This window comes from Cyclonatronum proteinivorum, assembly GCF_003353065.1.
Taxonomy (GTDB): domain Bacteria; phylum Bacteroidota; class Rhodothermia; order Balneolales; family Cyclonatronaceae; genus Cyclonatronum; species Cyclonatronum proteinivorum.
In genome coordinates, this window is sequence record NZ_CP027806.1 from 3,422,781 (window position 1) to 3,435,689 (window position 12,909).

Sequence of the window (12,909 nt, forward strand, 5' to 3'; positions counted from 1 at the left end):
CAACTTTATGTTTTTGCGTTTCAGTGAGGTTTTGGTTGAGGATTTTAGCGTTTTGGTGTGGTTGATAGGTGTTATTGAGAATCTGAATTACGGGACGACACTTCAAAACTAAGCCCGTGGGTAAGCGAGGTGATGCTTAGAATTTCATTCAGGGATTCGGATGCGTAGCGTGCCGTTACGGGTTGCGTTGCACGGCTGCTATCGCTTAGCGTGATATGTACATTGAAATGACGCTCAAGCTGTAAAATCACTTCTGAAAGCGGGGTATCGTTGAACAAAAAATATTGGCGGGTCCAGCTCAACAAAGCGTGGGCACCATTGGGGGAAGGCGCATCAGGTTTGGCACCATAGGTCACACGGGTAAACTCACCCGCCCCAACTTCAACCCCCTTTGCAGATTCATCGGATATGCCGGGAAAACCCTGCACGGAAACCCTGCCGCTTTGAACCGCTATGTAGGAAACCCCCTGCTCCGGACGGGTGCGAACCCCAAAACTTGTACCGATTACTTCAACGGTGGCTTCAGCTGTTTGTACCACAAACGGCAGCGTTGTATCAGATTCTATTTCGAAAAACCCCTCACCAATCAGCGTAATACTGCGGGTTTCCTGACCATACACATCGGGCAGAAACAGACGGGAATCTGCGTTCAAACGAATACGGCTCCCGTCGGGCAGGCGATAGGTGCGCTGTTCGCCGTAAGCTGTTTCATACCATACGCCTGTATCTATGCCCGTAACTTCTGCCGGATTTTCAATAAAGCGGGGGTACAGCACATACATCGAAATGCCAAAAACGATGAGCAGAACAGCCGCAAGTTTTAGCCAGATTCCGGAATTCCGTTTATCCTGTAAAGCTCTGAAGGTGGCAGTTTTTGTTTTCCGGACAGCTTGTGGCTCAGATGATTCAGGAAGTTGTACAGTCCGGTTCTTCCGAAAGGTCTGAAGCGCAGCTATGGTATCGAATCTTTCTGTTCTCTCAATTTTTACGGTATAAATCTTCCGGTATTCCTCAAACTGTGCGCGATTATCCGCACTGGCTGCCAGCCATTCCTCAAAGGCTTTATTTTCAGCAGCATTTGCTTCGCCTGATAAGTATCGGTGAATATTTGTGATCGTCATTGAATGGGTTCGGTATAATGTTTTTGTATACCGGTATGACGAACGGAAAACCCTTTACCCTGAAATTTTTTTTGTTTTTACGGAATACAGATTCCCTCTGTCAAGCCTTTCTCGCAGTAATTTCAACGCTTTAGATATCCTTGATTCGATTGTTTTTTGTGGCAGGCCGAGTACCTCTGAAATTTCGGAATAGGTGAGACCATCCTGTCTGTGCAGCAGATATGTTTCCCGGATGGGGTCAGGCAGGCGCTGTACTTCCCTGTTCACTTTAGCAATGAGGGCTTCATCGTCTGCATACCGTTCTTCATACGTGTTGAGACTTTCTTCCAGCTTCATATCGGTGATGATGTCTTGTTGATACTTATCCCGCATGGCACTGTGCCTGAGCAGATCCAGACAGCGGTTACGCACCGATTTGAATAACCATGCTTTAATATTCATATCATCGGTGATGGTTTCGCACCTTTCCCACAAGCGAAGAAAGGTTTCTTGCACAGCACATTCTGAAGCTTGTCTGTCGCTCGTTATGCCCAGCGCATAGCCGCAGAGGGGCTCAAAGAACGCTAAAAACAGTTCTTCGAAAGCCTGCTTGTTGCCTCTCCGCAGTCCTTTAATCATGCTTTCGGGAGATTTCAAGTATTTGGAATTACCTGCCAAAAATTACCTGCTTCTTGCTTTGATCTGTTTCTTAGGTTGAGGTTTGTTTAATAATAAGCCAAGTCCTTGAAACAGATGTTATCTAAATAAGAATATTATCACTTTTTTTAATTAAGGCCGGGCTTCTCTTTATATCTCAGCACTGCACCTCCCTCTCATTTTCAGACTGAATAAGCTGTATTCATGGGAAACCTAGGCGCAATATTACACGCTCTCTTCTAATGAAAGGCCTTTAATTCATCCTTAAATGAAAAACCGCTGTGCAAAATTTAAGCTCATCCGGTACGATATCAGCATTTCTGGCTTATGGTGTTATTAGCGGGTTTTTAATTTTCAATATTTGATTATTATTGAGCATATTGCCGTTTATTTAAATTTTTTAGTCCAATACATATGCGTCATCAATGCTACAGGATTTGACGAATATCCTTGACAAGTTGACGCGCTTTACCTGTCCGGTGTATGCTTCATCCTTAGATTCGAAGAAAAAAAGCAAGGAGCTTATCTTTGGTTTGGGGGTTCAGAGACTGTCGCCCTAACTCCTGATGTTCACGGCGTTTTCCCCAAAAAAAAACACCCTTTTAACCTGGCGGGATTGCTTGTATCCGCCTCAGCGGCGGGAGCTGATATGCCGCGTTCCAGCTGATTCAAAACGAGGTGCGCCAACTGGTTTAATAATGTATGAGGAGCGCAATATATTAAACTACCCATATCTTTTTGACTTAGTTCTAAACAGTATATTTTCCAGAACGCTGTAAAAGAATCAATCATTTTTTTTTGAAATCGGTATTCTGTCCTCTCTTATAGCTGAACCTAACCTATCCTTTGATGGCTTCTTCAATCCGTTGTTTCGTGGTGATTTTTGCCCTTTGTTTTTCGCTGCACGCTGTAACGAACTCCCAGGTAAGTGCTCAACCATTAGCCGGCGATGACACCCCCGATTTCGATGCCTACGCCCGGGCGTTGACCGCTTTGTTCAATGAGGCGCGGGCGGAGGGGCGGATGTGCGGGGAGGAGTATATGCCGGCTGCGCCGCCGGTGAGCTGGGATGAAGATCTGGCGCGTGCAGCCCGGGTGCATTCCGAGGATATGTCCAAAAACGGTTTCCGCGGACACGAAGGGAGCGACGGCTCGAGTCCGAGCGACCGGATCCGGCGGGTGACAGACCGGTTTTTCGGGGCGGCTGAAATCCTTGCCTATGGTGGCCGCTCCCCTGAGGCCGCGGTTTTCCTGTGGCTGCGGAGTCCGGGGCACTGCCGCATTATCATGGGCGGACAGTACGCTTTTGTCGGAGCCCATGCCCTTCATCCGGAATACCGGCCCGGAAATCAGTGGATTTACTGGACGGCCAAGTTTGCGCGCAATCCGGTCGGGGGAACCGGCGCAATTCGTACCATCCCGGAGCTGGATCGATTTGAACAAATGCAGCGGCTTCGGGGCAAGCGGGTTACGGTGTATGCCAATTATGACGATCCGCGTACGCAGCCCTTGCTGAATGATATTTTTGCAGCCGGTAACGGCCCTTATGCCTACAACTGGAATGAGTCGGGGTACAGGCAGGAAACGGATTTGTTACTCGAAATGGCCGAGTATGGCAACATTCGCCCGAATTTTGCCCTGGTAAAAATGGATAAGCGTATCATGCTTGATCCGCAAAATGTAAATGAGCTGATTTATCGGTTTGAGCATGATTCGCGTCAGATGCTTCCGGATGGGCACCAAATCCTGTCCCAAAACCGGGTTTTTATCTGGGGTCCTCGGGCATGCGAAAGCTGTGCACGGCTCGAACAAATGCTCCGGTTAAGCGGCAACCGGCCCGTTCGCTACTACACCGAGGATGCACGCAGCCTCGAGTTCATGTGGAGCAAGGTGACGGCAGCGGGCGCCTATACGGTTGATGCGAACGGGGAAAAAATGGTCGCGTTTCCCGTTGCGGAAATTGCGGGCCATGTGCTTACCGGAGACATCACGCTGCGCGCGCTCATTGAGGCGGTCCGTTAACCCGGTCTTTTTGGAGTAGCATTAAAAAAGCCCCGTTGCACGAATGCAGCGGGGCTTTTTTTTCGATGGATGTGTTCACAGACCGGAATTAACTCAGGGCTTCGGCAACGAGTTTTTCCTGTTCGGCTGTGTGCAGCTTCATGGTTCCGGCAGCCGGGGAGGCCGACGGGAAGCGTCCGGCGTATTTGATCTGGAAATCGTCTTTGAGGTCGTACTCGAAGCGCGAGCGGATGTAGGTCCATGCGCCCATGTTGCGCGGCTCTTCCTGACACCACACGATTTCTTTGACGTTCGGGTAGGCTTCAATTTGCGCACGCACGTCTGAATCCGGGAACGGATAATATTGCTCAATGCGCACAAGGGCGACGTCGTTGGCTTCGGTTTCCTTCCGCTTGTTGTACAGATCATAGTACACCTTACCGGAACAGAACACGACTTTGCGTACATCAGCGGCATTCACTTCCGTATCGCCGAGCACGTAGTTGAAACGTCCGTTGGCCAGCTCTTCAGTATTGGATACCGCAAGCGGATGACGCAGGAGGCTCTTGGGTGTGAACAGCACGGTCGGCTTTTTCGCGGCAGAAAGCGCCTGACGGCGGATCAGATGGAAAAGCTGTGCCGGGGTCGTACAGTTGCAGACGCGCATGTTGTCTTCCGCGCATAGCTGCAGGAAGCGCTCCATACGGGCCGATGAGTGCTCAGGGCCCTGACCTTCGTAGCCGTGCGGGAGCAACATCATCAGGCTTGAGGTCTGCCGCCACTTGGTTTCAGAGGAGGAGATGTACTGATCGATGATGATCTGCGCACCGTTCACAAAATCGCCGAACTGCGCTTCCCAAAGCACGAGAGATTCCGGACGCGAAGCGCTGTAGCCGAATTCGTAACCCAGGGCCGCAAACTCACTCAGCAAGCTGTTGTACACCTGAAACTTCGCCTGATCTTCATCGAGATGATTGAGCGGCGTGAATTTCTGACTCGTCTCGGTACCGTGCAACACGGCATGTCGGTGCGAGAAAGTACCGCGCTCGGAATCCTGACCGGCCAAACGAATCGGTACGCCCTGAACGAGCAAGCTGCCAAAGGCGAGGGCTTCGCCGTAGCCCCAGTCGATTTTCTTCTGATTTTTTTCCACAATTTCGCTGCGCTTGGCCAGAATGCGGAGAAGCTTCGGATTGGCGTCGAAATCAGCGGGTACTTTGTTCACCTTGTAGGCAATATCAACCAAGGTTTCGGTATCGACAGAGGTATCGGTTTCTTCATGCCGCTCGCTTTGGCTGCTGTGTTTGCGGAGGGTGTCTTTCTCACCAATCTCATAGCTCGGCAGCGACTTGGCACCGGTGAAAGCTTCTTCGAGGATGTCATCGAACTCTTTGAAGATTTCATCGACTTCTTCCTGCTTAAGCTCTTTTTTTCGGAGCAACTCTTTGGTGTAAATTTCGCGCACCTGCGAGTGATCCTTAATTTCGCGATACAGGCCGGGCTGTGTGAATGCGGGCTCGTCCCCTTCATTGTGCCCGTGCTTACGGTAACAAATGAGATCAATGACCACATCTTTGCCGAAGCGCTGACGGTAATCGAGCGCAAGGTTCATGGCATGAACGCAGGCCTCGGGATCGTCGCCGTTCACGTGGAAGATGGGCGCGAGAATCATCTTGGCCAGATCGGAAGCGTAGCGGGTTGAACGGCCGTCACCGGGCAGGGTGGTGAAACCAATCTGATTGTTGATAATCAGGTGAATGGTACCACCAGTTTTGTAGCCCTTCAGCTGCGACATGGTGAGGGTCTCGGCCACAACGCCTTGTCCTGCAAAAGCTGCGTCCCCGTGAATAAGAAGGGGGATGACCTTGCTGCCGCTGTCTTCGTTGTTTTCGCTGATGAGGTCTTGCTTCGCCCTAACCGCGCCTTCTACGACCGGATTCACCGATTCCAGGTGAGACGGGTTCGGCATAAGCTCCAGCTTGATTTCCTTGCCTTCGGCGGTCGTGAAAACGCTGCGGGTACCGAGGTGATACTTCACATCGCCGGAGCCCTGTGCGCTGTCCGGATCGATGTTGCCTTCAAACTCAGAGAAAATCTGTTTGTAGGATTTACCCATGATGTTCACGAGCACATTCAGGCGGCCGCGGTGTGCCATCCCGAATACAACTTCTTCCACGCCGTACCCGCCGGCGCGCTCGAGCATGTGGTTGATAGTCGGGATTACCGACTCGGCACCTTCGAGTGAGAAGCGCTTGTGACCGATGTATTTCTTGTGCAGAAACTCTTCGAAAGCTGACGCCTGATTAAGTTTTTTCAGAATGAGGCGCTTGTCGTCCTTGTCAAGGGCCGGGACGTTCAGCGTGCTTTCCATGGTATCGGTGAGCCAGTTGCGCTCACTGAGGTTGAGGATGTGCGTGTACTCCGCGCCGATTTTGCCGCAGTAGGTATCGCGCAGCAAGCTCACAATATCCCGCAGCGGAGCTTTTTCCAGACCGCCCAGGCCACCGCAGTAAAACTCGCGGTCCATATCCCACATGGTGAGGCCGTGATACTCGTAATCCAGCTCCGGATGGTGACCCGGCCCGTGCTTCAGCGGGTTGATGTTTGCAAGCACGTGTCCGTGCGTGCGGTACATATTAATGAGGTTAAGCACCGAAACCGCCTTCTTGGTAGCGGCAAGGTTATCGGCATTGCCGCCGATCAGTCCCGAGTAATTATCGCGTCCGAACGGAATCGGATCGTAGGGAATGTCGAGGTCCGCAAAAATGGAATCGTAAAAATCTTCATTACCCGTGAGAAGGCTGTGCACCTTAGCCAGGAAGTTGCCGCTCTCCGCGCCCTGAATGATACGGTGATCATAGGTGCTCGTCATCGTCATCACTTTGCTGATGCCGAGATGATTAAGCAACTCTTCAGACATGGACTGAAACTCGGCAGGGTAATCCATCGCGCCGGTTGCCACAATGGTGCCCTGACCTTTCATCAGTCGGGGCAGGGAAGAAACCGTGCCGATCGTACCGGGATTGGTGATACTGATGGTTGTGCCCTGAAAGTCCGGCACATCAAGCTGACCGTTACGGGCCCGCGAAATAAGCTCATAGTACGCGTGCAAAAACTCGCGGAAGCTCATTTTGTCTACTTTCTTGATGTTGGCTACTACAAGATTTCGGGAGCCGCCTTTTCCGGGGAGGTCGATGGCAATTCCGAGATTGACATCATTAGGATACACCTTCACCGGACGTCCTTTTTCGTCCGTGTCGTAGTAGGCATTCATGGAAGGCACTTCTTTGAGGGCGCGAATGACGGCCCAGCCGATGAAGTGTGTAAAAGTCGCCTTGGGTTCACCGCGCTCAACGAGATGCTTGTTGATGATATTCCGGTCTTCGAAAAGCATTTTTACCGGTATCACGCGCAGCGAGGTTGCCGTAGGCAGCTCAAGGCTCTGATCCATGTTTTCGGCAATCTTGGCTGAAGCACCGCGCAGGGGTTCTGTTTTTACATCCTCATGCTTTGCGGCTGTTTGATCAGCTTTCTTTTCCGTTTTTTTCGGCTTTTCGGGAGCCGCTTTGGGTGCAGCCGGAGTTGCCGTCGCGGCACCGTTGGTAGCGGCTTGTTTTGTGGCAGGCTGTGGCGGTGTTGCGGCTACGACACCGGTATCCATCTTGTGAATGTTCTCATTAAAATAATTGCGCCAGTACTCAGGAACCGAATCCGGGCTTTCCTGATATTGTTTTAATAATTCTTCAACAAGAGCTGCATTCGGGCCAAATAGTTCTTCAAGTGACTTCAAGGCAGTAGTAGAGTTGTGTGAGTAAGGGAGGGTTAATAATAGCGGATACAGCGTTTCACACAGATGATGCGCACCCCATTGGTAAGTGAGGATACACCTGAGAAATTTTCATCCCCCGCAACGAGGTTTCATTTATTTCCGAATCTGTGTAAATACATTGAAAGTAAACAAAGAAAGCTGCGCCCCTAAACGGTCACGACCAAACAGGATTCAAGTGTTTGAATAAAAGAAAAAACCATTACCGCTGAAAGCGCTTTTAATGCTAACTCATCAGCCTAAAATAATTAATCTGCCGCTTAAATACGACTATTTAAAAATAGATACCTCTCTTTGATTTAGTATTTTTAAGTACTCATTTTCAGGCTTGCCTGTTTGACCAAAAAGGGCGGCACTGCACCGGATTGAATCAAGGTGACTGTGCCTGACCCGGTTCAAAACACCAAGCCTTTTTATATTTTCTTTCTTCTAAGGCCGCAACAACCTTTTCGGAATTCATTCAAAATCAAAAACATCATCATTCATCATTTCATCACATGAGTAAAGCACACGGAGCTGAATCAATTCACTGGGACCTGTCTGATCTTTATGAAGGTCCGAATGACCCATCTTTAATCCGCGATATGGACGGCATTATAGCCCGGGCCGACTCATTTGCAAGTCAGTGGAAAGGCCGGATTGCAAGCCTCAGCCCGGCCGAATTCCGGGAAGCCCTCCAAGCCTACGAAGGGCTCATGGATCTGGGAAGCAAAATAGGCTCGTATGCCTACCTTAACTGGAGCACAAATACCGAAGATGCGGCCCTGGGCAAGCTGTTGCAACAAAGTAGCGAGCTGGGCTCTGAGCTCAATCAAAAACTTGTTTTCTTTGATCTTGAGTGGCTTGCATTAGAGGAGACTGAAGCCCGCAAACATATTGATGCGCCTGAACTTGCTTTTTACCGGCACTACCTGATCAGCTCCCGTAAATACAAGCCGCACATGCTTTCAGAGGCGGAAGAAAAAATCCTTTCGGCTAAATCCGTGACCGGTGCACGGTCATGGGTGCGCTTTTTTGATGAAACCCTCGGCGCGGCACGCTTCACATTTGAAGGCGAACCCCTGACCGAACAACAGGTGCTGAGCAAAATGCATGCGCCCGAGCGTGAGACCCGGCAAAAAGCTGCCGCCTCCCTGACCGCAGGCTTTAGGGAACTGAGCCGTCCGCTGACCTTTATTTTTAACACGCTCCTGGCCGACAAAAGCACCAACGACAAACTGCGCGGCTACCCGAGCTGGGTTACATCCCGCAATCTTTCCAACGAAATTAAAGATGAAACCGTCGATGCCCTGGTTGAGGCCGTTACCGAAGCCTATCCCCTGGTGCAGCGCTACTACAGGCTGAAAACGAAGCTCCTCGGTCTCGACGAGATGCGCGATTACGACCGCTACGCCCCGCTGGCGCAGAACGAAACGGTCGTGAGCTGGCAGGAAGCGCGGAAAATGGTGCTCGACGCCTACAGCGGCTTTCACCCCAAAATGGGCGAAGTGGCCGGCTACTTCTTTGAGCACAACTGGATTGATGCCGCCATCAGACCCGGAAAACGGGGCGGCGCATACTCGGCTTCAACCGCAGCAAGCGTACACCCCTATGTTTTCATGAATTACGACGGACGCGTGCGCGATGTGCAGACCCTCGCGCATGAGCTTGGGCACGGCGTACATCAGTACCTATCCCGCGAACGCGGACCGCTGCAGGCTGGCACACCGCTCACAACTGCGGAAACGGCTTCCGTCTTCGGGGAAATGCTCGTTTTCCGCGATCTCATGGGTACGCTTACCGATCCGAAAGAACGTCTCGCCCTGTTGTGCAGCAAAATTGATGACAGCATTGCAACCGTGTTCCGACAGATTTCCATGAACCGTTTTGAAAACGCCATTCACACCGCAAGGCGCGAAAAAGGGGAGCTGACGACACAGCAATTCAGCGAGCTATGGATGGAAACACAAACCGCCCTGTATGGCGACTCGGTGAAACTCAGTGACGATTACGGCATTTGGTGGTCTTATATTCCGCACTTTCTGCACTCCCCCGGATATGTGTACGCCTATGCTTTTGGCGAGCTGCTTGTGCTTTCGCTTTACGAGCAATACCGCACACAGCCGCAAGGCTTTGCTGACCGTTACCTCGAACTGCTTCACGCGGGTGGCTCGGAATCTCCGGAAGCCCTGACCGCGCGTATGGGCGTGGATATTAACGACAAAGCGTTCTGGCAGGCCGGTGTGGCTCTGATCGGCAAGCTAATCGATGAAGCGGAGTCCCTGGCAGCGGAAGTTCAATTCGGGGCCTGATTTCAGGAATAGTCCGGTTTCCCTAACAGCTTTATTCAGCTGCGGAGGGATTTCAAGGCACAAAAGCCATCCCCCGAGAACCATCTTTTTTCACCCTTAACGAGCTTCGGCTCATACTTTAATTTGGCGACCTCAAACGATATCCACCGCGACAAAACCCTTGAGAAACAAGCAAAACGCCGCTTTAAAGAGGCGGCCCGGAATCTGCTTAAGCTGCTGCGAACCGCTCTTGACGCTCAGACAAGCTATATGTACTGGGTGAACCGGAGCCGGGAACAACTGGTGCTGGAATGCGCTGATACGGACCTGGAGGAAGTCGTCTTTCAGGACAGAATCGGTTTTGATGCGCACTTTCTGACTTCACTGATCGATCTCGAAGAGGAGGCACTCATTGAAAACGGCCCGGAACCCGCGCTCAAGCTTACCCATCACATCAGCGAACAGGCCGAGGCGGTAAAGCACCTGCTGCTGATTCCATTTGTAAATAACGGCGAGACCGTTGCCCTCACCGTGGCCGAATTCACGCGTTCCGTAGCCGATGGAGAGTTAAGTGATACGGCAGTAACAGCCTATCATGATGCGGTTGAAAACATCCTGCAGACCTACCTTAACCTGAGCTTTATGCTCGAACAGGAAGAACGCTGGGCGCGCCATGAACAGCGCATGCAACACCTTTTGGATCGAATGAACAGCTGTCAGCTTTTACGCAGGCTGGTTGATGAGGCCGCAGCGCTTACTCTGAAAGGGGGTGCCGCACTCGCTGTGAAAAACGGCAGCTGCTGGCAGGTTGCTTTTCGGGCAGGGGCAGATTTTGAAGCGCTTCCTGCGGGTATCGAACTGACGGATCACTCACAGGCCTGGCTTGCGCTTCAGTCCGGTGAGGCGCGTTTTTCGCTGCATTACAACGGCAACCCCAAGCGTATTCATCCTGCCGAAAAGCCGGCTACCGGTGCTTCCGTAGCGATTCCCATAGACGTGCTCGAGTACCGGCAGGGGCTGCTGCTCGTTTGGGATGAAGACCCGCTCCGGTTCACCGAAGCCCAAAGGCACATGTTCAGCAATATGTGCCGCACCATAGGGCTTCAGCTTGGTCAGCCGCGTTTTGGTCATCAGCAACATCCGGACGCCCCGCTACTGGGAAGTCCGACGGGCTCCTTCAACCTGGAAATGCTGGAGCATGTGCTTGAACAGGAGTTTTCATTAGCGGGCAGCGGGAATTCATCGGCCGGGCCGGCATGGCTGGTGCTGGTCACCCCTGCTAACATTCATGCCCTGCGTACGCGTCATGCGCTGAAGAAAACCAACCAAATTCAGCGCCAAATGGCTGTGGACCTGCTGCCTTCCCTGAGCGGAATCTATGGTCTGGTTGCGTTTCACTCTGACAGCATGAATCTCGTTTACCTGCGTGGCAGCGAAGAACAGGTGGACGAATGGTTGTTCAGGTTTGCCCGGCAGTGCAGAGAAGCCGGTTTATCGGGGCAAACGTATCCGGACGACATCGATTATTTAGCCGGAAAATTCCGTATCCCGGATACTGAGAAAGACGTATACACCTGCATTCAGGCCGTCCGGCAAAAACTGAATGCAGCCACCAAAGCACATCAAACCCTCCTCAATATGAAAGAGGACTACCCATGAGTAATTTCTATTTGATTATCATTGATGGCCTGGGCTGCGGACATCAGGAAGACGCCGCAGATTATGGTGACCTTGGCAGCAATACCCTGGGTCACGTCATCGCTGAAACAAAGGTTGGACTGCCGAATTTCACACGATTAGGCCTCGGAAACATCATCCCGCTTGATACGGTGCCGCCGGTACACGACGGGCTTTGCGGATTTGGCAAAATGCGGGAAGTCTCGGGCGGAAAAGATTCCACAACCGGACACTGGGAAATTGCAGGAATTCAGCTGCCTTCGCCCTTTCCGACTTACCCCAAGGGTTTTCCGGCTGAGATCACGGAAGCCTTTGCTGCGCACACCGGTACAGCGGGGGTACTGGCCAATAAACCCTACTCAGGCACAGATGTCATTCGGGATTATGGTGACGAACACCTGCAGTCAGGCAAGCCGATTGTGTATACTTCGGCGGACAGCGTGTTTCAGGTTGCGACGCACACAGATATCGTCCCCCTTGAGAAACTTTACGACTGGTGCACCTTTGCCCGTGACGAGCTCATGACCGGGGCACACAGTGTAGGGCGCGTGATCGCCCGCCCCTTTGCAGGTCAGCCGGGTGCGTATTTCCGCCTCACTGATCACCGCAAGGACTTTTCATTGGTTGCACCGGAGCCCAACATCATGTCTGAATTGCAGCGGGCTGGTATCAAAACCTACTCCATCGGAAAAATAGTCGACCTGTTTGGCGGCGTCGGTTTCACACAGTACCGAAAAACCAACAGCAATGCAGAAGGAATCTCACAGCTGTTATCCATCATGCATGCCGTTGAAAACAGCTTCGTATTTGTAAACCTGATTGATACCGATCAGCTGTTCGGACACCGCAACGACCCTGCAGGCTTTGCGGGATCCCTCGAAGAATTTGACAGAGCGATTCCCGCTATTTTTGGAAACCTCAGGGAAGATGATGTTCTGGTAATTACGGCTGATCACGGAAACGACCCTACCATGGCAAGTACCGATCACTCCCGTGAGTTCGTTCCCCTGCTGGTTTACGGCAAAAGTCTGGCCGGCAAAACGCTGGGCACACGGGAATCCTTTACAGATGTCGCAGCCGCCGTTATGGACTGGGCCGATCTACAAAACCCGTTTAAGGGTCAGTCTTTTTTAAATACACCCTAATCTATCTGGCGAATGACAACATAAACCTGTTTGCTGCCTCTGTTTTCGGTAAAAAGCATATTTCAAAGTAACTGTACGCATTGGGTTACCTGTCAAAACCAATGTGAGCGCTGCTTTACCCGGAACAGAAATGCAGGCTGAAGGCATTTAAAAGGTGAAACCCGGGAAACAGGCATTCAGGGCTCCGTTTGTTTAGCCCTGCCAAAGATGTTATCTTAACGGGTTAATCGCCA

General features: G+C 51.6%; 7 protein-coding genes. 4 read left to right on the plus strand and 3 right to left on the minus strand.

The annotated features are described in order from the left end of the window. Nucleotides 1-71: 71 nt before the first annotated feature. Nucleotides 72-1,121 carry a FecR domain-containing protein gene (locus tag CYPRO_RS13005; RefSeq protein ID WP_114985024.1) on the minus strand — a complete coding sequence of 350 codons (1,050 nt, stop codon included), beginning with the start codon at nucleotides 1,119-1,121 and terminating at the stop codon, nucleotides 72-74. A gap of 54 nt (nucleotides 1,122-1,175) precedes the next feature. Then, nucleotides 1,176-1,739, minus strand: coding sequence for an RNA polymerase sigma-70 factor (locus CYPRO_RS13010; RefSeq protein WP_124245622.1), 564 nt, complete (start codon nucleotides 1,737-1,739; stop codon nucleotides 1,176-1,178). A gap of 867 nt (nucleotides 1,740-2,606) precedes the next feature. On the opposite strand from CYPRO_RS13010, the gene CYPRO_RS13015 reads away from it, so the two are divergent. Then, nucleotides 2,607-3,779 (plus strand): CAP domain-containing protein, encoded by a 1,173-nt coding sequence (locus tag CYPRO_RS13015; RefSeq protein WP_114985026.1) that lies wholly within the window; start codon nucleotides 2,607-2,609, stop codon nucleotides 3,777-3,779. Nucleotides 3,780-3,867: 88 nt separating this feature from the next. On the opposite strand, the gene CYPRO_RS13020 is transcribed toward CYPRO_RS13015, so the two are convergent. Next, nucleotides 3,868-7,548: a multifunctional oxoglutarate decarboxylase/oxoglutarate dehydrogenase thiamine pyrophosphate-binding subunit/dihydrolipoyllysine-residue succinyltransferase subunit gene (locus CYPRO_RS13020; protein ID WP_114985027.1), complete on the minus strand. Its 3,681-nt coding sequence runs from the start codon at nucleotides 7,546-7,548 to the stop codon at nucleotides 3,868-3,870. 533 nt (nucleotides 7,549-8,081) lie between these two features. Here CYPRO_RS13020 and CYPRO_RS13025 point away from each other — a divergent pair. The 3 genes from CYPRO_RS13025 (at nucleotide 8,082) to CYPRO_RS13035 (ending at nucleotide 12,676) form a co-directional block, all read left to right on the plus strand. Further along, nucleotides 8,082-9,875 carry a M3 family oligoendopeptidase gene (locus CYPRO_RS13025; RefSeq protein WP_114985028.1) on the plus strand — a complete coding sequence of 598 codons (1,794 nt, stop codon included), beginning with the start codon at nucleotides 8,082-8,084 and terminating at the stop codon, nucleotides 9,873-9,875. Between the two features lie 123 nt (nucleotides 9,876-9,998). After that, nucleotides 9,999-11,513 carry a GAF domain-containing protein gene (locus CYPRO_RS13030; protein WP_114985029.1) on the plus strand — a complete coding sequence of 505 codons (1,515 nt, stop codon included), beginning with the start codon at nucleotides 9,999-10,001 and terminating at the stop codon, nucleotides 11,511-11,513. Continuing rightward, nucleotides 11,510-12,676, plus strand: a complete 1,167-nt coding sequence (locus CYPRO_RS13035) for a phosphopentomutase (protein ID WP_114985030.1) — start codon at nucleotides 11,510-11,512, stop codon at nucleotides 12,674-12,676. Before CYPRO_RS13030 ends, CYPRO_RS13035 begins: the two co-directional genes overlap by 4 nt. The last annotated feature ends 233 nt before the right edge of the window (nucleotides 12,677-12,909 follow it).